18 protein-coding genes are annotated in these 23,654 nt (G+C 42.0%); 10 read left to right on the top strand and 8 right to left on the bottom strand.

The genetic code is table 11. The annotated features are described in order from the left end of the window. Positions 1 to 97: 97 nt before the first annotated feature. The 4 genes from IPJ09_06840 to IPJ09_06825 all read left to right on the top strand — a co-directional run bounded on the left by IPJ09_06840 (position 98) and on the right by IPJ09_06825 (position 8,604). On the top strand, positions 98 to 2,536 hold the full coding sequence (locus tag IPJ09_06840) for a dienelactone hydrolase family protein (protein MBK7371145.1): 2,439 nt from the start codon (positions 98 to 100) through the stop codon (positions 2,534 to 2,536). A gap of 292 nt (positions 2,537 to 2,828) precedes the next feature. After that, positions 2,829 to 4,805 (top strand): carbohydrate binding domain-containing protein, encoded by a 1,977-nt coding sequence (locus IPJ09_06835; protein ID MBK7371144.1) that lies wholly within the window; start codon positions 2,829 to 2,831, stop codon positions 4,803 to 4,805. Beyond that, positions 4,802 to 7,156 (top strand): c-type cytochrome, encoded by a 2,355-nt coding sequence (locus IPJ09_06830; GenBank protein ID MBK7371143.1) that lies wholly within the window; start codon positions 4,802 to 4,804, stop codon positions 7,154 to 7,156. Before IPJ09_06835 ends, IPJ09_06830 begins: the two co-directional genes overlap by 4 nt. A gap of 56 nt (positions 7,157 to 7,212) precedes the next feature. Then, positions 7,213 to 8,604 (top strand): L-alanine-DL-glutamate epimerase, encoded by a 1,392-nt coding sequence (locus IPJ09_06825; protein MBK7371142.1) that lies wholly within the window; start codon positions 7,213 to 7,215, stop codon positions 8,602 to 8,604. A gap of 73 nt (positions 8,605 to 8,677) precedes the next feature. Here the strand turns inward: IPJ09_06825 and IPJ09_06820 are convergent, their stop codons facing one another. Continuing rightward, complete coding sequence (locus IPJ09_06820; protein MBK7371141.1) at positions 8,678 to 9,871, bottom strand: TIM barrel protein; 1,194 nt, start codon at positions 9,869 to 9,871, stop codon at positions 8,678 to 8,680. A gap of 292 nt (positions 9,872 to 10,163) precedes the next feature. Between IPJ09_06820 and IPJ09_06815 the strand changes: the two genes are divergently transcribed. Then, entirely contained in the window at positions 10,164 to 11,036 is an 873-nt protein-coding gene (locus IPJ09_06815; GenBank protein ID MBK7371140.1) for a cation transporter, read from the top strand. 57 nt (positions 11,037 to 11,093) lie between these two features. Here IPJ09_06815 and IPJ09_06810 read toward each other — a convergent pair whose 3' ends face one another. The 3 genes from IPJ09_06810 to IPJ09_06800 form a co-directional block, all read right to left on the bottom strand. Continuing rightward, complete coding sequence (locus tag IPJ09_06810) at positions 11,094 to 12,413, bottom strand: Gfo/Idh/MocA family oxidoreductase (GenBank protein MBK7371139.1); 1,320 nt, start codon at positions 12,411 to 12,413, stop codon at positions 11,094 to 11,096. Positions 12,414 to 12,638: 225 nt separating this feature from the next. Next, positions 12,639 to 14,126: a malate dehydrogenase (quinone) gene (gene mqo / locus IPJ09_06805; GenBank protein MBK7371138.1), complete on the bottom strand. Its 1,488-nt coding sequence runs from the start codon at positions 14,124 to 14,126 to the stop codon at positions 12,639 to 12,641. Next, the gene (locus IPJ09_06800) at positions 14,113 to 14,382 is read right to left on the bottom strand and encodes a hypothetical protein (protein ID MBK7371137.1); all 270 of its coding nucleotides are present in this window, start codon (positions 14,380 to 14,382) and stop codon (positions 14,113 to 14,115) included. Before IPJ09_06800 ends, mqo begins: the two co-directional genes overlap by 14 nt. A 116-nt stretch (positions 14,383 to 14,498) precedes the next feature. Here IPJ09_06800 and mnmA point away from each other — a divergent pair, with 116 nt between their 5' ends. Genes mnmA through IPJ09_06785 form a run of 3 tightly spaced genes read left to right on the top strand, consistent with a single transcriptional unit; the run spans position 14,499 to position 16,874 of the window. Continuing rightward, positions 14,499 to 15,608 (top strand): tRNA 2-thiouridine(34) synthase MnmA, encoded by a 1,110-nt coding sequence (gene mnmA / locus IPJ09_06795; GenBank protein ID MBK7371136.1) that lies wholly within the window; start codon positions 14,499 to 14,501, stop codon positions 15,606 to 15,608. Further along, a complete protein-coding gene (locus tag IPJ09_06790; GenBank protein ID MBK7371135.1) occupies positions 15,609 to 16,346 on the top strand; it encodes a hypothetical protein in 738 nt (245 codons plus the stop codon). It abuts the gene before it with no gap. Then, positions 16,347 to 16,874 carry a hypothetical protein gene (locus tag IPJ09_06785; GenBank protein ID MBK7371134.1) on the top strand — a complete coding sequence of 176 codons (528 nt, stop codon included), beginning with the start codon at positions 16,347 to 16,349 and terminating at the stop codon, positions 16,872 to 16,874. Here the strand turns inward: IPJ09_06785 and IPJ09_06780 are convergent. Then, on the bottom strand, positions 16,869 to 17,216 hold the full coding sequence (locus tag IPJ09_06780; protein ID MBK7371133.1) for a DUF1232 domain-containing protein: 348 nt from the start codon (positions 17,214 to 17,216) through the stop codon (positions 16,869 to 16,871). The genes IPJ09_06785 and IPJ09_06780 overlap by 6 nt on opposite strands. 81 nt (positions 17,217 to 17,297) lie before the next feature. On the opposite strand from IPJ09_06780, the gene IPJ09_06775 reads away from it, so the two are divergent. Beyond that, positions 17,298 to 18,239, top strand: a complete 942-nt coding sequence (locus IPJ09_06775; GenBank protein MBK7371132.1) for an SUMF1/EgtB/PvdO family nonheme iron enzyme — start codon at positions 17,298 to 17,300, stop codon at positions 18,237 to 18,239. A gap of 13 nt (positions 18,240 to 18,252) precedes the next feature. Here the strand turns inward: IPJ09_06775 and IPJ09_06770 are convergent, their stop codons facing one another. The 3 genes from IPJ09_06770 to mfd all read right to left on the bottom strand — a co-directional run bounded on the left by IPJ09_06770 (position 18,253) and on the right by mfd (position 22,665). Continuing rightward, positions 18,253 to 18,708, bottom strand: coding sequence for an RES family NAD+ phosphorylase (locus tag IPJ09_06770; GenBank protein ID MBK7371131.1), 456 nt, complete (start codon positions 18,706 to 18,708; stop codon positions 18,253 to 18,255). Beyond that, positions 18,705 to 19,133, bottom strand: coding sequence for a DUF2384 domain-containing protein (locus tag IPJ09_06765; protein ID MBK7371130.1), 429 nt, complete (start codon positions 19,131 to 19,133; stop codon positions 18,705 to 18,707). The genes IPJ09_06770 and IPJ09_06765 overlap by 4 nt, the downstream gene beginning before the upstream one ends. Positions 19,134 to 19,218: 85 nt before the next feature. Further along, positions 19,219 to 22,665, bottom strand: coding sequence for a transcription-repair coupling factor (gene mfd / locus IPJ09_06760; protein ID MBK7371129.1), 3,447 nt, complete (start codon positions 22,663 to 22,665; stop codon positions 19,219 to 19,221). Positions 22,666 to 22,904: 239 nt separating this feature from the next. On the opposite strand from mfd, the gene IPJ09_06755 reads away from it, so the two are divergent. Then, on the top strand, positions 22,905 to 23,624 hold the full coding sequence (locus tag IPJ09_06755; protein MBK7371128.1) for a DUF2807 domain-containing protein: 720 nt from the start codon (positions 22,905 to 22,907) through the stop codon (positions 23,622 to 23,624). Positions 23,625 to 23,654: the final 30 nt, after the last annotated feature.

Here is a 23,654-nt window from a genome sequence, read left to right as displayed (position 1 = left end):
TGTTTTTATACAATTTTTTAAACATGCCATGATGAGTATTTGGCTGCTGTGAGATAGTCTTTTCGTATTTTTAAAGACTATAATAAAAAAAGGTTGAATGAAAATTAAATGCTTCGTGATTGGGATATTCGTTTTTAGAAGCTTCCTGATGACACAAGGACAACCTAACGGTATACAACTGGATGTACATTTTCCATATAAATACATGGAAGAAGTGCTTCCCGGTACCCAACGACTGACCCTCGAAGGTGATCTATCTGTAAAAATGCTGGATGGAGCACATCGATTTATCGAAGAAAAAATTTTCAATTCAGTACACGATCGTGCTAAAATGTGGCATCGTGATTTGTCCTCTTTTTCTGCTTATGAAAAATCAATCGAGTCAAACCGGCAACGCTTTATGAGTTGTATTGGGGTGCAAGATAAAACCAAACCGCCACACAATTATTCCATGGGGCCTGAAGCTGAAAACCAGAAGATATTGATGCAACGAATTGCTGTCAACGAGGATGCATTGATCGTAGCAGAAACGGCAAAATACAAAGTATATCAAGTCAGGTGGACTGTATTAAATGATGTCTATGGCGAAGGTCTGCTGCTTGAACCCAAGTCCAGGCCTTTGGCAAACATCATAGCTATCCCAGATGCAGATAACACGCCGGAGCAACTAGCAGGACTTGCCCCGGGCATAGTTGCTGAATCACAATTTGCCAGGCATTTCGCAGAAAATGGTTACCAGGTGCTGATTCCGGTACTTATAAGCAGATCATTGTTGTTTGCCGGTAAAACGCAGCAGCAAACGCATCGTGAATGGATATACAGACAGGCATTTCATATGGGAAAGCATATCATTGGGTATGAGGTAGATAAGGTCATATCAGCTATAGATTGGTTCAAGCAATCAAAATATAAAGACCTAAAGATTGGGGTTGCTGGATATAATGAAGGTGGCCTCATTGCCTTTTATTCCGGAGCGACCGATACAAGGATAGATGCAACTTTGGTCAGCGGCTATTTTAATTCCAGACAACAAGTTTGGGATGAGCCTATCTATCGCAATGTGTTCGGATTACTTTCAGAATTTGGAGATGCCGAAATTGCTTCTTTAATCGCTCCACGCTCCTTGGTCATAGAGCATAGTATAGTGCCAGATATCGTCGATGAAGTCTTAAAGACCACTGAAACGCCAGGTGTCATAGGTGGTTCGCCATTTACTGGATATAAAGGAAGATTAAGTACACCATCTTACGCTTCAGTCGATTCGGAGTATCATCGCATCCCTGCTTTGACAAAGCCAGGCTTCCAACCATGTTATCTCCTGAGCGGTCCGGATCATCAAGCAGTTCGATATGGATCAACAGCGGCCTTAAACCAATTCACTCAGCTTCTGGTACAAGCACCATTCATTAAAATTTCTAAAAATTTACCTATAGATAAACGAAAAACATTTGATCCTAAAGGTCGGCAGATCCGTCAGGTAAAAGAACTCGAAGATCATATCCAAGGGCTGGTTCGTGATTCAGATCAAGAACGTAACAGATTTTTCCTGTACAAGGTGATGCCGGAGTTTGAAAAAAGAACCTGGAGTTCAAAAGCATATCATCCCTATTATTCGCCGGATCACTTTGTTAAAGAAACTATTGCTTATCGAAAATATTTTCAGGAAGACATCATCGGAAAATTTGAGGATAAACTGCTGCCCCCAAACCCTCAGACCCGGAAAATTTATGATAAAGAACGGTGGTCCGGATACGAAGTAGTGTTGGAGGTATATCCCCATTTGATGGCTGCCGGTATACTCCTGATACCAAAAGATCTGATGGCGGGTGAACAACGACCGGTAGTAGTCTGTCAACATGGACGCAATGGCCTGCCTCAGGAACTCGTCGAAGGGAACAATACATATTATAATGATGTAGCAGCTAAATTGGCTGATCAGGGTTTCATCGTATATGTACCACAAAATCCATATCGGGGCGAAGACAGGTACAGGTGGCTTGACAGAAAAGCAAATACCATCAGGAAAACCTTATTCTCCTTTATAATATCCCAACATGATCAAACGCTACGGTGGCTCGCCTCACTGCCTTTTGTTGATAAATCCCGTATTGCATTCTATGGACTGAGTTATGGTGGTGAAACAGCGATGCGTGTGCCATCTGTGTTGGAAGGCTATTGTTTATCCATATGTTCTGGTGATTTTGGTGACTGGACGCGAAAGGTGGCAGATACACACTACAAAGCGAGCTTTATGAATACCCTGGAGTGGGAAATGCCTTATTTTAATATGGGCAATACCTTCAGCTATACTGAGATGGCTTACCTTATTTTTCCGCGCCCTTTTATGGTCGAACGTGGACATGATGATTTGGTGCAGCCGGATGAGTGGGTGGCGTATGAATATGGCAAGGTAAAATATGTATATGACCAGTTTAATCTTGGAGATAGGACTTCAATAGAGTTCTTTAACGGAGGACATTCCATGCGAAATGATGGGACTTTTAAATTTTTGCACCAGCATCTTAATTGGCCTTGATGCAGAAACATTCTGTGAAATTAATATATCCAGATGACAAAAAAGTATATCAGCTTTAAAATTAAAGACAATAGGATAGCCAGTGCCATGAAAAGGAAAAGTATAAATTTCACTATGATTATGTGTGTCGTGAGAATGTAGGTAATACTCAGAACTTTTGATGTCAGTATAAAGGTTAATCTTGTGAAGTGTATTTACCCAAATTGAAGTAATACAAATTCTTTAGTTTTATAGCTCTTAGAAATCCTTAATTTAAAAATTGTATATGAAAATAAAATCCTGGACTAGATGGATGGTATTAAGTACAGGTCTTGTTTGGTCCTGCGGAGTTCTACAAAATGACAATCCAACTCAAACAATAACTATCGACATTGATGCCAAGGCACCTCTGGTCCCAATCCAGCCAACCATGTTTGGTATTTTTTTTGAAGACATCAATTCAGGGGCAGATGGTGGTTTGTATGCAGAGTTGGTTAAAAACCGGTCCTTTGAATTTGAATATCCCTGGATGGGTTGGCGTCATTTGCCAAATCCTGAGACTAGGTTCAATACCATCAATGAACTCACTATTATGAGCAATGCACAAAACCATCCCAACAATACCCGCTACGTTAGGATAGACAAACGAGATACCAGTGCCGATTTTGGTTTTCAAAATGAAGGCTTTGACGGCATGGGTATCAAACAAAACGATTCCTATGATTTTTCTTTTTGGGCTAGAAACAATACAGGTAATGTAAGGGTCAAAGCCGACCTGGTAGATACTTCCGGCCACATATTGGGAAGTGTAGAATTGGAGCCAAATGAATCGATTTGGAAAAAATGGGAAGGCACCATTAAATCCAATTCAACGGAGGAGCATGCTCGATTGAATGTATATTTCCTAGGCCAGGGTCAGTTGGATATCGATCATATTTCTGTCTTTCCTCAAGACACCTGGAAGGGCAGAAAAGGTGGTTTGAGGAAAGATTTGGTGCAGTTATTGGCTGATATGAAACCGGGGTTCATGCGATTTCCGGGTGGTTGTATTGTTGAAGGACGCACCCTGGACGAACGCTATCAGTGGAAAAAAACGCTTGGAAATGTAGAAGATAGGAAGCTGATGATCAATCGTTGGAATATGGAGTTTAAACACAGACCCGCACCGGATTATTTTCAGTCCTTCGGTTTGGGATTTTTTGAATATTTCCAATTGGCAGAGGATATAGGTGCCGAACCGGTCCCAATTATTTCTTGTGGATTGGCATGCCAGTTTAATTCAAGTGAGACTGTGCCGATGGACGAATTAGACCCATATATTCAGGATGCGCTTGATTTGATTGAGTTTGCCAATGGTGATATATCCAGTAAGTGGGGTAGTATCAGATCGGCTATGGGGCACCCAAATCCATTTAATATGAAGTTTATTGGTGTAGGGAATGAGCAATGGGGTCAGGAATATTTCGAACGGTATGCGCAGTTTGCAAAAGCCATAAAATCGAGTTACCCTGACATGAATATTATATCAGGCACCGGACCATTTGCTGAAGGGGAATTATTCGAATCGGCGGAAAAAGAATTGACTAAACTGAAACCGGAGATTGTTGACGAGCATTATTATAAAAACCCACAATGGTTTTTGGATAATGCCGGACGCTATGATAATTATGATCGTGCCCGATACAAAATTTTTGCAGGTGAGTATGCGGCCCAAAGTGTAGCTACAGTGAGTCCTGATAATCGTAATACCTGGGAATGTGCTTTAGCCGAAGCTGCCTTCATGACGGGACTTGAACGCAATGCAGATGTAGTCTACATGTCCTCCTATGCCCCTTTGTTCGCACATGTCAATCGCTGGCAGTGGACCCCGGATCTCATTTGGTTCGACAATTTGACTGCCTTTGGGACAGCCAATTATTATGTCCAAAAAATGTATGCAACCAACACTGGTACCAAGACCCTATCTATAAAAAGTAATGGGCAAAACATGACGGGGCAGCATGGCTTGTATGGTACTGCTTCTGTAGATGAAGATCAACATATAGTGATTGTGAAAATAGTAAATGTGCAGACACAAGATGTGAATGTAGAAATCAAATTGCAAGGAATGGTAGGTCAAAAAACCGGAAGATTAATTTCATTACACAACAAAGATTTGCAGTCATTCAATACTATTAAAGACTCAGACACAATAGTCCCGGATGAAAAAGACATTTTACTGCATGACGGATCAATGACATTAAAATTAGCTGGATCCAGTTTTGAGGTAATCAGGATTCCATCATTATGAAAAAAGTATTTATTTATCATTCTTTTCATATAGCGGCGGTTAAGCTCATTGTATTAGTATTGTTCTTTTCAATATTGATCGCCTGTAAATCCAATGTCCCACATTTGCCAACCAGAGCTATGGATCCCTGGGCTTTCAGGTCAGTATTAGATAAAAATCCACGGATGCTTACCTTGGCGATGGATGATGATTGTTTTGTAGCCTACGATCTTGCCCGATGCACGATTTATAAAGCCTGGAAAGGCGGTGTTACCCTCGAAGGAGCTGCCTATACAGATAAAAAAAATGTCCAGCCTACCTCCTGGGGCCGGGCGTATTTTAATGATAGCCTTCACCTCGCTGAATGGTCAGTTACGTGGCCGGGTAAACAAATTTCTTCTCAGGTGGTCAGCAAAGGTTATCATTTTGATCAAAATCGAATTACACTGGACTACCAAATAGGCCTATCTACTGACGATACCATCATGATTTCAGAGCAGCCGGAAGTTGTCTTCAAAGAAAACGGCAATGTTGGTCTGCAAAGAATATTTAAAACTACTGGAGTTCCACCGGGTGTCAGTATTGTATTTCATGGGGTAGACGGTGACATTCATTTAAAATCAAATGCTTCAACAACGGTGCTAAATTTTTATGAGGCTTTGCCTCCTCAGGTGCCACCGATCGAACAAGCTGAGTATGATCACCGGGGTCGTTATTGGATGGAAAAAAGCGATTGTATGACCTGTCACGAATACGATATCAAGACTGTAGGTCCATCCTTTCAACAAATCGCAAATCAATACCCTAATGAAAAATCAGTGATTGAACGACTATCGCTCAAAGTAAAACAAGGTGGCTCCGGTACATGGGGTACAACAGTGATGAATGCTCACCCACAGCTGGCAGAAAAAGAATTAAAAGAGATGGTAGCTTATATTCTGGCATTAAAGCTGGATACGGATATTCAGAAGAAAGAAGGATCAGGCACAAAAAGTGCGGTTGTAGAAGAAAAATTGAGACCAGGCTTTGGTGCATCCCTTGAAGGCATCCATCCAAGTTATACTGTAAGCACGATTCACCCGGCTCAGTTTAAACCTAGGGTAGGTGGTTTGGCATTTATGCCGGATGGCCGGCTTCTAGTGACTACCTGGGATGCCATGGGTGCCGTGTATATGCTCGATGGAGTAGAGACCGGTGATACCAATAAAATCAAGGTGACACGAATCGCCTCCGGTTTGGCTGAACCGCTGGGCATCGAAGTAGTAGACGGAGAAGTATATGTGCTTCAAAAACAAGAACTCACAAAGCTCATAGACACGGATGGTGACGGCATCATCGATGTGTACAAGACCATTTGCAATGGTTGGGGGGTAACGGCCGACTTTCACGAATTTGCTTTTGGCCTGGTGTACAAAGACGGTTTTTTTTATGTGACACTGTCTATGGCCATGCGCCTTATGTCTTATGAAAAACAAAAGCCGGATCGTGGCAGGACGATTAAGATTGCCAAAGATGGAAGTTTTGAATGGGTCAATTTTGGATTGCGCACACCCAACGGTATTGGCCTGGGAGTGGACAATGAAATATTTGTAACAGACAATCAAGGCGAATGGGAACCAGGAAATAAACTAATCCATGTCAAAAAAGGAGATTATCATGGTATGCGTTGGGGTCTCCCTGATTCATTGCCCAGTACTACGCCGGTTGCTACTCCTGTGATATGGCTGCCTGAAAATGAAATAGGTAATTCACCATCCGAACCGGTATTGATTCATGAGGGACCATACAAAGGACAGATGCTCCATGGAGATGTGACGCATGGCGGCATTAAGAGAGATTTTATCGAAAAAATAAAAGGCCAGTACCAGGGGGCTGTATTTCGTTTTTCTCAAGGATTAGAGGCAGGAGTCAATAGGCTACGATGGGGGCCGGATGGTGCCTTGTACATCGGTGGAGTAGGTATGGTAGGAGGCTGGAGCTGGCAGGAAAAACAATATGGACTCCAGAGGATGCAGTACAATGGCAAAAAGACTTTTGAAATGCTGGCTGTTCGCCTCAAGGAAAATGGGTTTGAAATTGAATTGACGGAGCCAATCAAAGAGAATACTAAAGTCCATGCTGAAGACTTTTTGATCCAACAATGGTGGTATTTGCCAACAGCCAATTACGGCGGTCCTAAAATGGATTTGGAGAATTTGAAAATTACTCACCTGGATATCTCCGGGGATAGAACCAGGTTATTATTGGATATCAAAGGCATGAAAAAAGAACATGTGATTTACCTGCGATTACCGGCTGATTTAAATAGTGAGACTGGCCATGCACTATGGTCTTCTGAAGCCTGGTATACTTTAAATAATTTTGTGGACTAAGGATGGCTTTGAATTGTTGAAAAAATAAAAATTGCATCGAGCATAAAACTAAAAAAATGAAACGCAGAGATTTTATAGATCATGCCGGAAAACTGGTAGCAATGTCTGCTATTGGCGTTACTAATGCCGCAAATGGTTTCAATAAAACAAGTCCAATGAAAAGTCAATTGTCTACCATCCGGATCAGGAATGTAAATAGCAATTTTGAGCGAGAACCGATGCACCCATATCGCTTTAAAGGGAGTGTGATCACGGAAGGCTGGCAGGTGGCCGCCTATCTGGAATCTGAATCTGGTATTCACAAAGTGGGTATCGGCGGACAAGGTACCTTATGGTCAGATTCCACTGTATTCGCAGCGCACTCCGTGGCAGGAGGCAATGCGTTGATGTATGCTATGAGCGAACGGGCACTCCAGGCCATGAAAGGAAATTCTTTTTCTTCGCCCCTCCAATTATTGGATGACCTTTTGCCTGAAGTATTTGAATATGGAAAAAAAATCACCCGCAACCCTAACCTAAGAAAAACTTTTGCGTTGAACGCTTTAGTGTGTGTAGACAATGCAGCCTGGTTATTATATGCAGCAGAAAATAATCTCCACCAATTTGATGAGATGATACCTGTAGCCTATCAACCAGGACTTTCGTATCGCCATACCAAGGTAGGTAGCATGCCCTCCTTTAGCGTCGGCACGGATCCTCAAAAGATCAAGGCAGCTGCGGACCAGGGATATTTTATCATGAAGCTCAAAACCGGCTCCTCCGGCACACAAAAAGAAATGATTGAAAAAGATATCGCATTTCTTTCGGCTGTTCATAAAGCCATTGGACATTACGAAACCCCCTATACCAGGAATGGAAAAATACCTTATTATTTTGATGCCAATGAACGGTATGACGAAAAGGATACGCTTTCCAGATTTTTGGATCATGCTCGGAAAATTGGGGCATTTGATCAAATAGCTGCTGTAGAAGAACCATTTGGAGAAAGAAATGAAATGTTTGTAGGTGACATGGGCGTCACCATAGCTGCGGATGAAAGCGCCCACACAGTAGAGGATGCTGCTAAAAGGATAGAGCAAGGGTATGGCGCCATTGCAGTAAAAGCGATCGCTAAAACTTTGAGTATGACGATGAAAATAACCCAGCTGGCTCACGAAAAAAACATCCCCTGCTTTTGTGCGGACCTTACTGTCAATCCTATCCTGGTAGATTGGAATAAAAACATTGCTGCCAGGTTAGCTCCATTTCCTAATTTGAGTATAGGTCTGCAAGAAACCAATGGCCATCAATATTATGAAAATTGGGCCACGATGATGACTTATCACCCCAAAGCCTCCTCCTCATGGATTAAAACACAGAACGGCGTCTATATCACGGATAAAACATTTTATGAGGAGAGCGCAGGAATATTTGAGCCATCACCTCATTACGAGGAAATGTTCAAATAGATTGGTATATATTAAGATGCGATCCTTATTGGAGAATCAGGTCTCTTTTCAATGTCAGATATACCCAATCGAATTATGCTTTTACAGCTTGTCTGGCCAATAACTTCCAAACTCCATTTTCCCTGGCCCACACCAATAACATTTTTAGATTTATACTTCCTGGTGTTCCGTTGTTAACCAATTCGCCACTCATGATATGACGCACCCAGGCGACATCGCCTTTGACGGTGACATCCTGATCCTTGATATCCAGTGATACCATATCTATTTTTTTGGTTACCAGGTCACTGATAAAAGATTCGCGACCTTCGACTTTACCATTGGAATGGCCATAGGTGAGTTCCGCACTGGTCAGATTGCGTAAGGCCAGAGAGTCTGCATCGATCATCGCTTTGACCAAATACTTGACGGACAATTCTACTGCTTTTACATCAGCATCCAGAGATCTTAAATAGGCCAGATGCATTGGCAATTGCACAGCAGCTCTGGAAGATTCGTCTTCAATGAAGTGATATTTTACGCCGATCTCTTTGGAAGCTTTCATCACTTCAGCGATATTGACATCACCTTGACCTAACACGACATTGCGTTCTTTGTCTTGTCTGCCATTGAGGTTATCTACCGAACCAATCATCCTGTCTTTTAAATGGGTGACGGGGATACGGTTAGGGTATTTTCGCATGAGTGAGGCTGGGTCTTGCCCGGGATTTCTCATCCAAAATACATCCATCTCTATGTTGACATACCTGGGGTCCGTTTTTTCCATAAAATAATCATACATGGTTCCAGGGCCGTTATATGGTCTGAATTCATAGCCGTGTGCGTGATACAGTAAAGATATACCAGACTCCGACAGCTGCTTACCAGCTTTATTGAAGACGGCTATTCCTTTCTCCAGGTCAGCGAAGGTAAAATCATCTCCATTGTGCGGTATCCAATAACAGACTGCATACTGAGCACCATAAAATTTTAAATTTTCGATGATGGCTTTGACACTGTCTGCATTTTCAAGTTTGTCAAAGTTTACTCCGGATGCTATTACTTTGAAACCATATTTATCTAACAATCTTTTATACTCTGTACGGTTCATACCCCGGGCACCTGCTCCTTCCAGATATTTGATGCCCATATCTTTGAGTTTGATCAACGCATTTTCTACGCCATCCTGCATATACCCACGAGCAGTGCCCATGATGATACCTACTTCCTGAGCGTTGGTTTGAGAAAGGGCACATATGAAAATCAGTATACTTGCAAATAATTTCATTGGATATTTTTTAAAATGAATGACTTCAAATTTAAGCTAATAAATGGGTATAATGGTGGATATCTATTAGTATAATTTTGAAATCACCAGGCTAGTTGAATCTTTTAGAGTATTGAATACAATCATTTTATCCACATGCAGTACTTTTTTATTTTTTGCATGGTCATAGACGCTGTGAATATTTGGGTAGATGTAGGGAAGCGTCATATTTAGTACTTGTGAAAAGTTGATTATTTAAAAAACAATTTATCCTAAACACTAATTTTGTTATGTTTAATCTGAATATTTTATAATGTCCAACAAACAAACTGCCATCAATACGACCTATTTCAGTATTGTAGGCAATTTCCTTTTAGCAGCCATAAAAGGTGTAGCAGGATTTTTTGGCAATTCTTATGCCTTGATTGCTGATGCTATGGAGTCTGCCACTGATATTTTTTCATCTGCCTTGGTATTGTTTGGATTAAAATATGCCAATAGACCTGCTGATAAAAATCACCCATACGGCCATGGTAGGGCAGAGCCCCTGGTGACATTTCTGGTGGTGGGATTTTTAATTGTATCTGCCACGGTCATAGCATATCAAAGTGTAAAAAATATAAGGACGCCACATGAACTGCCTAAGGCCTGGACATTGATCGTCCTCGCAATATTAATAGTCTGGAAAGAGTTTTCCTTTAGGTTAGTGATGCGCAAAGGAGATGAAACTAACTCCTCTGCATTAAAGGCAGATGCCTGGCATCATCGCAGTGATGCCATCACCTCGGTTGCTGCATTTATCGGGATTACAATAGCTTTAATTTTGGGCAAAGGATATGAATCGGCCGATGATTGGGCTGCACTTTTTGCTGCAGGATTTATTTATTACAACAGCTATCTAATATTCAGGCCTGCTTTGAGTGAGATCATGGATGAAAATTTGTACGATGAATTGATCGATCAAATCCGGCATGTTTCGCTTCAGGTCGAAGGTATTAAGAATACAGAGAAATGTTTTATCCGTAAGGCAGGCATGGAATACCATGTCGACTTACATGCCAAGGTAGCCGCTACTATCTCTGTAAAAGAAGGCCACGATATTTCCCATAAGCTCAAAGACACTCTGAGAAAAGAAATTCCTTCTTTGGGTCATATATTAATCCATATCGAGCCTTACGAATCTTGATTGATTAATTTATTTTGGCTTCTTAAAGTTCTGATAGTTCGTAAGATAGCTCTGGTACTAGCCTACAGGCAAGGTCCAAGGTGCTCTGTAAGAAGGTTTTATCAATTTACTGCCTTTTTCATTGAGCAATGTCTGACTGTCAGCATGCCAGGTCAACTTCTCCCCAGTCCTGTAGGCTATATTGCCCAGGTGGGCTACCAATGCCGCATTTCGTCCCATTTCAATAGTACAATTGGTCGGTTTTCTTGATTGAATACAGTCCACAAAATTGCGGGTATGGGCATCAAGGCCACTGGCAGTACTACGGGATTCTGGTACAGCTTCTGTCAGATATTTACCATTTTCGATTTGAGGGATTACCTTCCACCGTTCTCTATTGATGGCAAGGATACCATTTTCGCCGATAAAAGCTACTCCCGGCAATCCCTGGTCCTCAAAGTATGGGCTGGTACCCATAGCCATAAATTGCTCCCACACCAACGAGAAGTTCCCAAAATCATAGACAGTTGTAAGCGTGTCAGGGGTCTCAGAGGCATCCAAAGGGAAGGCCATCTTGCCACCTATAGCCGCTACGGATATCGGATCGGATACATTCATTCCTCCCAAAACCATGTCCAGCATATGTACTCCCCAGTCGGTCATCAGGCCGCCCGCATAATCCCAAAAATATCTGAAACTGCCATGAAAACGATTTTCATTAAACTTTCTCTTCGGTGCCGGTCCGAGCCACATATCATAGTCCACCCCTTTTGGAGCATCTGTATCGGGTTTGATATCAAATCCTCTACCGTAATTGACATCAGCCCATGCTTTTACCTGGCGTATTTTACCCAACTTGCCTGTGCTGAGATAGTCCAGAGCAGATATCCAATGAAGATCTGATCTTTGCCATTGACCGACCTGGACGACACGTTGATATTTATGAGCAGCGGCTACCATCAGATTGGCTTCATAGATGCTGTTTGCGATGGGTTTTTCGACATAGACATCTTTGCCGGCTTTGCAGGCTTCGGTCATGATGAGGCAATGCCAGTGATCCGGAGTACCTATTATGACCGCTTGAATCTCTGGCAGCGCCAATAACTTTCGGTAATCTGCAAATAACAAAGGTCTTTTACCTGTTTTCTGATGGATTTCATCAGCTCTTTTATTTAAGATGTTTTCGTCTACATCACAGAGGGCCGCGCATTGAACACCTTCGTTCTTGAGCATTGAACTCAGATCAGCCCAACCCATGCCTCTGCATCCTACGAGTCCGACTTGAATTTTTTCAGCTTCCTTGGAAGGCATTGAATTGGTACTCTGAGCGATCTTAGATATACCGGTGGCCAATGTTGCGGCACCCAATTGTTTGATAAATTTTCGTCTTGGTTTCATCCTGTTTAAAAGTATATAGAGCTAAGCAAAATAATTAATATTGACTGTTTCATCAAGGTTTAGAGTTTAACATTGTCTTCTTATAAGTGACACATCAATAATAGGCAAAAACCGAAATAGCGTCATCATACTAACGGAATTTAGCTAAATTTTAAGATCCGTTGTCAGCGGCCTGATAGAAGGCAAAGGACTGACACCTAAGCACCTTAAATACTTACTCACCGCTCACTCTAATCCCAATAGCCTACTGGTTCGATTGCGGCTGGCACGCACCAGCGCTTCGTCATCCTGGATTGATTGATGAAAGGATGGTATCCAGGTGCCCACTTGCTCTATCCAATTATCTTCGATCATGTCCTTTGCAAATCCTTTTTTTAATACATCCACCATGATACTCAGTGCGGTTGAGGCTCCCGGCGATGCCCCTAAAAGCCCTGCGATTGAACCATCATGACTGCACACGATCTCGGTACCAAATTCGATCATACCGCCTTGTTCGTCGTCTCTTTTAATCACTTGTACCCGCTGACCGGCGATACCGAGCTCCCACTCCTCAGACCGGGCAAGGGGCATATATTTTTTTAGTTCATTGATTCTGTCTTCGTGACTGAGGCTGAGCTGATGAATCAAATATTTGGTCAAAGGTAGATTATGGAGACCTGCAGAGATCATGGGTTTGATATTGTCTAGTTCGATAGACGAAGTCAGATCCCAAAATGAACCATGTTTTAAGAATTTAGTCGAGAATCCTGCAAAAGGTCCAAATAACAGGGCCTGCTGACCATTGATAAATCGGGTGTCAAGATGAGGTACTGACATCGGAGGGGATCCGACTTCTGCTTTGCCATATACTTTGGCCCAATGTCGCTTAATGATACTCTGGTTTTGACAGATCAGCCACTGGCCACTGATGGGAAAACCTCCGTATCCTTCAGCTTCCAGGATATTGGATTTCTCCAGCAACGGCAGGGTGCCGCCGCCTGCACCGATGAAAGCATAAAGTGTGCGAAGCACTATTCGCTCATTATCATTGGCCAGGTCGACAGACTCGATATACCAATGATCTTCATTTTTATATATATCCTCTACCTGGTGGTTGGTATATATCGTGACCCCGTCCAGCTGACCAAGGTATTTAAACATCGCCCGGGTGATAGAGCCGAAATTGACATCAGTTCCAATGTCCATTCGTGTGGCAGCGATAGATTGATGAGTAACACGACCGTCCATGATGAGCGGCATCCATCGGGAGATCTCCTCCCATGAATCCGAATAACTCATATCACAAAAAAGCGCGTTGTTGGTGAGTTGTTCATGCCTTTGTTTTAAAAAAGCGATGTTTTCATCACCCCACACAAAACTCATATGTGGCAGTTTCTGGATAAAAGTTTCCGGATCGATGATTTGTTTATTTTCTACCAGGTAGGACCAGAACTCTTTGGATCTTTCGAAGGCAGTAGCGATTTTTATCGCCTTGCTGATATCCACCTGGCCGTTGGATGACATCGGAGTGTAGTTGAGTTCACAGAATGCAGAGTGGCCAGTACCTGCATTGTTCCAGGCATCTGAACTTTCGAGTCCGACAGCGTCTAATTTTTCAAGTATAACAATAGATAAGAGTGGATTGAGCTCTTTTAATAAGATCCCTAAGGTACCACTCATGATACCCGCACCGATAAGGACGATGTCTGCTCTTAAGTTATTTTTCTGCATGGATTTTGAGCTTCCGGCTTTTTTTTAGTTCAAGACCAAATTCTTCTTTCCTTTTCGCTTTGAAGTCTTCCGCTAAATTTCCACCTTTTAAAATACCTCTTAGACTTTTAATATAATTTGCGGTTAAAGGCCTAAGGATTAGATCATTATCTCTTTCTATCAAGAGGATGCTGCAGCCTGCTTCCAGATGGTACTTTTTTCGAAAGTGTAATGGTATTAATATTTTACCGTTACCAGCAACCACAACAGTTTCCATATTAAGTGAATTTTTTAAAATATCAGGATTAATTTCTCAAAGTGCAAATTTAGCATTCCTCAGAATTTTAAGCCGAAATCACTCAAAAGGGCATTTACACTTACCTTTGCACCTTTATGAGTAAACACGGTCGCATTTTGGTCGCTATGTCTGGAGGTATCGATAGTACGGTAGCTGCCATGCTACTGCATGAACAAGGGTATGAAGTAGTAGGTATTACGATGAAGACCTGGGACTATGCCAATAGTGGTGGCAACAAAAAAGAAACCGGGTGCTGCTCACTCGACTCCATCAACGATGCCCGGGCTGTAGCCGTCAAAATGGGTTTTCATCATTTTATCATAGATATCCGCGAAGAATTTGGAGATTATGTGATTGATAATTTTGTTGAAGAATACCTTGCCGGCCGTACCCCCAATCCTTGTGTGCTATGCAACACACATATCAAATGGGAGTCTTTACTCAAACGAGCTGATGCGCTTGATTGCCAATCGATTGCTACAGGCCATTATGCCAGGATCAAAGATCTGGATGGTCGCAAGTATATATCCCGCGCTGAAGACACTTCTAAAGACCAATCCTATGTGCTTTGGGGGCTGTCACAGTCTTGCATGGAGAGAACCTTATTTCCTCTGGCTGAATATACTAAACCCGAAGTTCGGGATATGGCCTCAGAAAGGGGATATGACGAATTGTCTAAAAAGGCTGAAAGTTATGAAATTTGCTTTGTCCCTGACAATGACTACCGTGGATTTTTAAAAAGGCGCAAGCCAGAATTGGAAGCCAGTCTCAAAGGTGGCAAATACCTGGATATCCAGGGCAAAGAACTGGGCAGCCACGAAGGGTATCCGTTCTATACAATAGGCCAGAGAAAAGGCCTGGGTGTTCACTTCGGGGAGCCTATGTTTGTCACAGAGATCATCCCGGATAAAAATATTGTTGTGCTGGGTAGAGAAGAAGATTTGCAGAGCAATGACATGAAAGTCTATAGGACCAATTGGCAGAAATATGATAAGCCGGTAGAAATGGAATGTATCATCAAGATCAGATATCGTGATTCGGGCACCTGGGGTACTATTAAGACCAATGCAGATGGCACCACAGAGGTCAAGTTTAATGTAGCTGCTAAATCTATTGCACCCGGCCAATCTGCAGTATTCTTTGAAGGTGATGATGTCATAGGTGGTGGTATCATTCAATCAGGCAAACCCTTTTTAATGAACTAAATGGCAAGACTATTATATCTGTTTGTCATCATTATCCTGATTTCATGTGTGAAAAATGTGACAGAAGAGGTGGATATAAAGAGTGACAAGGCTTATTTTCCACTCCAGGTAGGTAAGTACAAAGAATACACTGTTGATTCCATCCTTTTTCGACAAGGTAGATTTTTAGATTCGGTTCGCACCCTGGTCAGGGAAGAAATCGTCAATATCACAAGCGATACAGTGGGTGATCTATACATTATTTTGAGATCTAATCGTAGGTTGACCACCGAGCCCTGGTCGCCTGCAGCCAGTTATACGGCACGCATTGCAGACTTCAAAGTCATACGCAATGAAGGCAATGTTCATTTTATTCCCATGGTATTTCCCATAGTCCTCCGTCAGCAGTGGGATGGCCTGGCACTCGTACAGACCGACCAAACTTACAATGTGCTAGGCGAATCCATAGAAATTTATCAAAACTGGGATCCCTTTCTCGTAGAAGCCGTTGACGAATCAGCTAAAATCGGTTCATTTCAGTTTGATCAGGTGATCAGTATATTACAGACAGATGAGGAGGACATTTTGGCCAAAAGATATTCTTTGGAGAAATATGCCAAAGGGGTAGGATTGATTTATAAAGAACTTACAGTACTTGATTGTAATAATACCATCAACCAATGCTCAGACAATGTTCCCTGGGGCCAGCGAGCCACCAAAGGATTTTTGCTCAAACAATTCATCACTAAGTATAATTAGGTGAAAAACGAATTTGAATCTCAATTGACCGCTATCGGTAGAGTCATTAAAACCGTTGGTTATAAAGGTGCTCTTATCATCGAATCATTTAATGGGTATGATGCCGTATGTGAAAATCTGGATAAATGTTTGATCCGGGTCAATGGTATCTGGGCTCCATTTTTTGTGTTAGAAATCAAAGATCATGGCGCGGACCTGGAAGTATTATTGGAAGATATTGATGAAAAGACTGCCAAACAACTCACTTTTCAGGAAATTTATGTGATGACCAAAGATCTGCCGGAACTGGAGGAAGACGAAGATGATGATGAATTGGACGGGTGGCTGGGTTTTACGATTATAGATGATCATTGGGGAATCATTGGAGTGATAGAAGAATTGAAAATACTGCCTGGACAAGAACTGGCAGTAGTCACTTATAAAGAAAAAAAAATATCCATTCCCCTGGTAGAAGATCTGATCTACGATCTCGATCTGGAGACTCAAACGATCAGGATGAATCTGCCGGACGGCTTGCTGGACTTATAAAAAATGTTCCACAGTACGAATAAGGTGCTTATCAGCGTGATGTCCTATCAACTTTTCTAATCTGTGACGGGCTTTTTCTCTGACATCATCATTGATATATGCAGCGATAAGTACCAGTGCATAGGACAACAGTCCAAGATCGTCTGTAAATCCCAGCACTGGAGTGAGGTCTGGTATGGCATCGATTGGACTGAGCAAATAACCTAATGCACCGATCACAATTGATTTGGCCCAAGCCGGTAAATCCTTACGTTTAAAAGCATAAAAAAGCAGCAAAGCTGAATACAATAGCCTAGTTCCGCCTTTTTTAAGAATTTGTTTGATCAATTTTACTTTTGTCATAAAAATCTAAATTACTATTATAACAAGATATCAGGGGTAATTAGTTGCTCTTTTAGACAGATTTGATGGTACTTTTGTAAGGTGAATCGAGTAGATAGTCGTTTAATTTATTACATACTTATATTTTTAATCTGCGCAAGTTGTAAGCCGGCGCTGGATATAGCTGATCAACGGCTTGAGGAAGGCACTTTTGTACTGCCCGGCTCTATCAGTATCACATCCAGTGTGGAGAATCATTATCCAGTGACTCTCCCGGGTATGATCTTCGTGCCTGGTGGCCAGGTGACACTTAGCGAACCCAGGTCACCTGCTGAAGTCACCGTAAGTGTGAAGGCATTTTTACTGGATAGTACAGAGGTCACCATTGCACAGTTCCGGTCATTTGTGCAGGCGACACATTATATCACAGATGCAGAAAAATTTGGCAATTCTGGAGTTTTTAGCATGGCCACCCGCGAATGGGCACTCATAGATAGTGCCAATTGGACTCGTCCAAGAGGATTAAACCTCCCTGTCGCCAAAGATGATGAACCTGTAACCCAAATCTCCTGGTTTGATGCTACTGCTTTCTGCAAGTGGAAAGGTAAGCGACTGCCTAATGAGATCGAGTGGGAACATGCTGCGCGCAATGGTCGCAATGATCAGAGCATCTATTCCTGGGGTGATGATTGGGAGACGGATACTTCCATCTTTGGCAATGTGTGGCAAGGTGATTTTCCCGAAGTCTTCAGAAATCTTGATGGTTATGAGACCGTTGCTCCTGTTGGTTCGTTTAGATCGTCTCCACTTGGTTTTAAAGATCTGTCAGGTAACGTATGGGAGTGGTGTGACAATTGGCGATTTGAGTATGAAGACCTGGCTACCGGTCACCATAGTCTTACAAAAGAAAAAGTAATTAAAGGAGGATCTTTTCTTTGTGCTCCAAATTATTGTCATGGATATGCCTTGAATTCACGGATGTTTACTACGCCGGAGACTAGTTTGTTTCATATGGGATGCAGGTGCGCCAAAGATGTTGAATAGAGGTATCCGGAAATCATTTAATGAATAGTCTTTTATCAAATTCAAATTTTTCCTTTTTAATGATTTTGACTTTTTTAAAGTCAGGATAAGCTGGGTTGATCAAAAAGTTATATTCTCCCGGTACGATCACGGAGGGTACTTTAAGTGTCAACACTTCCATGGAGGCTACAAATCGATCGCCGATCAGTTGAGTAGTATGTGCCGGAGGTATAGATTTCCAATCTGTTGGAAGTGCGGGCGATAGGGTAATCAGTGAATGATCAGGTAGTTCAACGGAGATCAATTCGTAGTCCAGGGGTACATTTCCCAAGGGTGTATGAACAGCGATTTCTGCCGTACATAGTGCTCTTGACTCGCTACAGTATAACAAAGCAGTGCCTTTGCTATTCCAGCGACCCCCACTTTTTTCAGCTCCCTTGCCTGTAAGGTCATGGGCATAAATTGATTTGCTTAATCTGAATACGATCATGCCAATACACCATGCTCGATTCGAGTCAGTTCATCTATCAGAAGATTGATGCCAAACGTACTGTCAAACAATGATTTAGGTTTTATATTTCCCAGGGCAAGATTTTCGGTATTCAACCAGAGGTCAAATTTGGGCTCATTGCCAAATACTTCAGCACCTTTTTTGTACAATAATACTATCTCAATAAACTTCTCCGATTGAACAGGGGCCAGTGATTTTTTGTCTTTAAGGTAGCGTTGCATAGTGCGCTCAGAGATGTGCAGAAAATCAGCCCATTCTATCAGGCTTAATGAACTCTTTCGGGCATATCGAAGAAAGGTATTAAAATCTATTCCCTTCCTTACCTGCTTTATCAGGGACAAGATATTAATGTCATCTATCGAACTATAGGGTAGGTTGGTGTTAAAGATATTCAGTGCTTTCATCTCTAAGGGATATTTTAAAAGCAAAGATACGCTAATTGTCGGAGTAAAAGCGACAAATGTCGTTATAGCCTCGGTAAAAATGTAATCAGGGTGCTGGAGTAGCGACTTTTTCTTCGATCTTGGCCAATAGATTTTCCAGTAATTTTTTCACCTCTTTCATGGACTTGACTTGATCTCTGCCGAGTATCAGACTTTCGTTGCTTTGTTTTAAATGCCAGTCTTTTTTGTATTCGTAAGTGCTCAGTAATTTTAAAAAGCTTTGAAAAAATGGAGTTTCGAAAAAACTCGATTTGGCATTGCCAAGGAAATATCCTCGTAGCCTATTGTTTTTGAATAATATACGCTCCATCCCCAATCGTTTTCCGATCCATCTGATGCGCAGTCCCTCGAAAAGTTCGATAACCTGGCGGGGTAGGGGGCCGAACCGATCTTTTAATTTTTCTGAAAATTTGATAATGGCTTCTTCGTCTGTGAGCGCATCCAATTCAGTATAAGTGCTTAATCGCTCCTGAATGTTTTGAATATAGGTGTCAGGTATCAATAGTTCTACATCCGTATCGATTGTACAATCCCGTACATAATCTTTTTTCTGAGCCAATTCATCTTTAAATACCTCTTTAAAATCTTCCTCCTTGAGTTCTTGTATCGCTTCATCCAGTATTTTCTGATAGGTATCAAAACCTATATCTGATATAAAACCGCTCTGTTCTCCACCCAACATATTGCCAGCTCCACGAATGTCAAGATCCCGCATCGAAACATAAAATCCACTCCCCAGGTCCGAATATTCTTCGATCGTCTTGAGTCGCTGCCTGGCTTCGGAAGTCAGGGTTGATACCGGAGGAGCTATCAGGTAACAATAAGCCTTTTTGTTGGATCTGCCGACCCTACCACGCAATTGATGGATATCACTGAGTCCGAATTGATGAGCATTATGAATAAACATGGTATTGGCGTTGGGGATGTCCAGACCCATTTCTATGATATTGGTGCTGACCAACACATCAAATTTTCGATCGATAAAATCTAATAGAGCTTGTTCCAGATTTTTAGGTTCCAGTTGGCCGTGAGCGATCCCGAACTCGACGGAAGGGCACTGTTCGCGAAGCATCATAGTCAGCTCAGGAAGAGAAGCTACCCGATTATGCACGAAAAATACCTGGCCACCCCGATTGACCTCATAGTGTATGGCATCGCGGATAGTTGCTTCATCAAAGGTGATGCGCTCGGTATGTACCGGTTGTCGATTGGCAGGAGGCGTTCTCATCACAGACATATCACGGGCTGACAACAATGAAAACTGAAGAGTCCTGGGGATGGGAGTCGCTGTCAATGTCAGGGTGTCCACATTGACTTTGCGTTTGCGCAGTTTTTCTTTGGCACTAACCCCAAATTTTTGTTCTTCGTCTATGATGAGCAATCCCAGGTCTTTGAATTGCAGTTCCTGGGCCAGTAGGGCATGGGTGCCAATAAGAATTTCTACTTTGCCTTCTTTGGTGCGAGCCATGATCTCCTTCTTTTCTTTGGCACTTCTAAATCGATTGATATAATCTATTTTGACATCAAACTCCTTGAGGCGGTCGCTAAAAGTCTTATAGTGTTGCGAAGCCAGGATAGTTGTGGGTACCATTATAGCCACCTGCTTGCCGTCCAGAATGGCTTTAAACGCGGCACGGATGGCCACCTCGGTCTTGCCAAATCCAACATCACCGCATACCATTCGATCCATGGGGTATTCCTTCTCCATATCTGCCTTGACCTCTTGGGTAGATCGGAGTTGATCTGGAGTGTCTTCATAAATAAAGGAGGCTTCCAACTCATGTTGTAAGTAATTGTCCGGGGCAAAGGCATGACCTTTGCTAGCTCTTCGGGCCGCATACAGTTTGATGAGTTCCTGTGCTATGTCTTTTACCTGTCGTTTGGCTTTTCGTTTAAGATTGGCCCAGGTATCACTCCCTATTTTGTTTAGAGTGGGCTCCGTACCTTCCTTGCCTACGTGTTTGCTGATCTTATGAAGCGAGTGGATGCTGACATAGAGCAAGTCATTGTTTTTAAAAACCAGCCTGACGACCTCCTGGGTGCGCCCATTGATTTCTATTTTCTCCAAACCTGAGAACCTTCCAATACCATGATCGATATGGGTCACATAATCCCCTGGTTGCAATTCTTTGAGTATTCTGATAGTCAGTGCTGAATCTTTTTGATAACCTTCTTTTAACCTGTACCGGTGAAATCTTTCGAATATCTGGTGATCGGTATAACAAAGTATTTTATTTGTGGGATCCACAAAACCTTTATGGATGGCGATGGGTACTGGTAGCAATGAAATATCTGCCTTTAGGTCTTTGAGGATTGCAGCCAGCCTCACTAATTGTTTGTCATTGTCTGAAAAAATATAACAGGCATATCCTTCCTCCTTTCTCAATTTCAAATCCTGAATCAGTAGATCAAAATTTCGATTAAAACTGGGTTGTGGTTGCGACTGCCATTTGATGGTTAGGAGTTCATGGGTTTCCAGTTCGGGTTTTTCCTGGTAAAAAACCATATTATAAGCAAGTATAGATCCGGTGATTTCACGCGGAAACAAAAATGCCTTTTCTCTAAATATTTTAGAAAAGGTAGATTGTTGTTCATCTTCTTTGTCAAATACTTTTACTGAATGGCTTTTTTCAAAACATTCTTGTAACCGATCCAACAAGTATTGCATATCTGCAGCCCATATAGTTGACTTGTCCGGTAATATCTCGAATAGGGATACTTTGTCTTCATTGGCAAACTCAGTATGAATATTGGGCAAAATGCTGACCTTGGCGAGATGCCTGATGGAGAGCTGTGACTCCGGTTCAAAGATCCGGATACTTTCTACTTCTGTATCAAACAACTCTACCCGGTAAGGATAATCGTTGGCATATGAAAAAATATCTACAATGCCTCCGCGGATTGAAAACTCACCTGGTTGTGTCACAAAATCTGTACGCTGAAAACCATATTCTGTCAATAGGTCCATGACAAAGTCCAAATCCAATTGATTCCCTTTCTCTATCAGAATCCTGCTTTTATTCAGCGCCTTTGGATTGACTACTTTTTCAAACAACGCTTCCGGAAAAGTAACGATGCAAAGTGATTTTGAATTGGGATTGGCCAGTTGATTGATGACTTCAGTCCTTTCGATCACCTGGTTTTGCCTAATCTCTTCAAACTTGCCTGGTACCTTGAACGAATCAGGAAGGAACAATACCGGGACCTCCTTTTCAATCAAATGCTGCAGGTCATTATAGACATAGGCAGCTTCCTCTTTGGTCTTATTGATGATGATATGGGTCCCTTGATGGTGTAGAATGGTTGCAGCCAGGCAAAAGGATTCCATTGCACCGGTCATACCCGTAATGAATATTTTGGCCGGTGAGTCATTCAGAGCAGTTGAGATTTCAGTTACTCGCGCATCTTGCCGATAGGTACCCAGCAAGTGACTCAGATTTTCCACGAAGCAAAGATAGGAAAGTAGTAATGAGATCAACCGATTTATTGTCATGTATCTACAGAGTGGTCAGGTTGTAACAACAGATTTTTATTCTTAGATGTTTTTGAGAAAATTATTTATACTGTACTGATATTCTTACTGTTATGAAGTGTATTAGCACCGAGTGCCATGAGTGAATAACTGTTAAAAAAGGTTCAATATGCAACCCTGCATGGATAATCACTTTCTTTGAAAGACATATAAATTCAAATCTTGAGAAACCAATTAATCAATATTATATCCTATTCATTATGAAAAAAATCTATCTATTTGTTGTCCTGGCTCTCATCAGTGTGTTATCATTCTCCTCCTGTGAAAAAATTGAAGGACACGGTCCCATCATCTCCGAAATCAGGAACCGGACAGGTTTTGAAGGGCTACGAGTCTCAGTATGTGGACAAATAAATTTCCAGGTATCCCCATTATACAAAGTGGAAGTATTGGCACAAGCCAATATACTTGATGAGTTAGAAACAAAAGTTGACGGTGCAGCTCTCGAAATTAAATGGTCCCATCCACTTCGAGTTCGCAATTGTGAGGACATCACCATCAATATATCTGGACCCAAACTTCGGTTTATTTCCAACAGTGGATCTTCAGACATTCAAGTACTTGGCTTTGTATCTCATCCTAAACTGGAATTGACTAGTAGCGGGTCAGGTAGCATTAATATCGATCAGATCGAGATCTCTGATGAGTTGGAGGCTAAAATTAGTGGTTCGGGACAGATCTTCATAGCCTCGGGTTTGGCAGATAGGTCTACTTTGTATGTCAGTGGATCCGGTGAGATGGATTTAAGTCAAGTAGAGACAGCCATCAATAATTCTCATATCTCCGGGTCTGGCAATGTGACTGTCAAAGTCAGTGAATATCTCGAAGCTCATATATCTGGAAGTGGTGATGTCTATTATTATGGTCGCCCACGTATCGAGACCAAGATCTCAGGATCAGGCAGGGTGAAGGGATTGTAATAAATTAGACGGTAGGGTCGAAGTTGTCTG

The sequence above is a fragment of the Saprospiraceae bacterium genome (assembly GCA_016709995.1).
Lineage (GTDB): Bacteria > Bacteroidota > Bacteroidia > Chitinophagales > Saprospiraceae > JADJLQ01.
This window is presented reverse-complemented; position numbering and strand designations above follow the sequence as displayed.

What these genes read in the sequence shown, in the direction of transcription:
- IPJ09_06800 (MBK7371137.1), bottom strand. Translation starts at nt 14,382, where the DNA reads ATGGAAACTGTTGTGGTTGCTGGTAACGGTAAAATATTAATACCATTA.
- mqo (MBK7371138.1), bottom strand. Translation starts at nt 14,126, where the DNA reads ATGCAGAAAAATAACTTAAGAGCAGACATCGTCCTTATCGGTGCGGGT.
- IPJ09_06755 (MBK7371128.1), top strand. Translation starts at nt 22,905, where the DNA reads ATGAAAAAAATCTATCTATTTGTTGTCCTGGCTCTCATCAGTGTGTTA.
- IPJ09_06840 (MBK7371145.1), top strand. Translation starts at nt 98, where the DNA reads ATGAAAATTAAATGCTTCGTGATTGGGATATTCGTTTTTAGAAGCTTC.
- IPJ09_06820 (MBK7371141.1), bottom strand. Translation starts at nt 9,871, where the DNA reads ATGAAATTATTTGCAAGTATACTGATTTTCATATGTGCCCTTTCTCAA.
- IPJ09_06770 (MBK7371131.1), bottom strand. Translation starts at nt 18,708, where the DNA reads ATGATCGTATTCAGATTAAGCAAATCAATTTATGCCCATGACCTTACA.
- IPJ09_06830 (MBK7371143.1), top strand. Translation starts at nt 4,802, where the DNA reads ATGAAAAAAGTATTTATTTATCATTCTTTTCATATAGCGGCGGTTAAG.
- mnmA (MBK7371136.1), top strand. Translation starts at nt 14,499, where the DNA reads ATGAGTAAACACGGTCGCATTTTGGTCGCTATGTCTGGAGGTATCGAT.
- IPJ09_06780 (MBK7371133.1), bottom strand. Translation starts at nt 17,216, where the DNA reads ATGACAAAAGTAAAATTGATCAAACAAATTCTTAAAAAAGGCGGAACT.
- IPJ09_06835 (MBK7371144.1), top strand. Translation starts at nt 2,829, where the DNA reads ATGGTATTAAGTACAGGTCTTGTTTGGTCCTGCGGAGTTCTACAAAAT.
- IPJ09_06810 (MBK7371139.1), bottom strand. Translation starts at nt 12,413, where the DNA reads ATGAAACCAAGACGAAAATTTATCAAACAATTGGGTGCCGCAACATTG.
- IPJ09_06765 (MBK7371130.1), bottom strand. Translation starts at nt 19,133, where the DNA reads ATGAAAGCACTGAATATCTTTAACACCAACCTACCCTATAGTTCGATA.
- IPJ09_06825 (MBK7371142.1), top strand. Translation starts at nt 7,213, where the DNA reads ATGAAACGCAGAGATTTTATAGATCATGCCGGAAAACTGGTAGCAATG.
- mfd (MBK7371129.1), bottom strand. Translation starts at nt 22,665, where the DNA reads ATGACAATAAATCGGTTGATCTCATTACTACTTTCCTATCTTTGCTTC.
- IPJ09_06790 (MBK7371135.1), top strand. Translation starts at nt 15,609, where the DNA reads ATGGCAAGACTATTATATCTGTTTGTCATCATTATCCTGATTTCATGT.
- IPJ09_06815 (MBK7371140.1), top strand. Translation starts at nt 10,164, where the DNA reads ATGTCCAACAAACAAACTGCCATCAATACGACCTATTTCAGTATTGTA.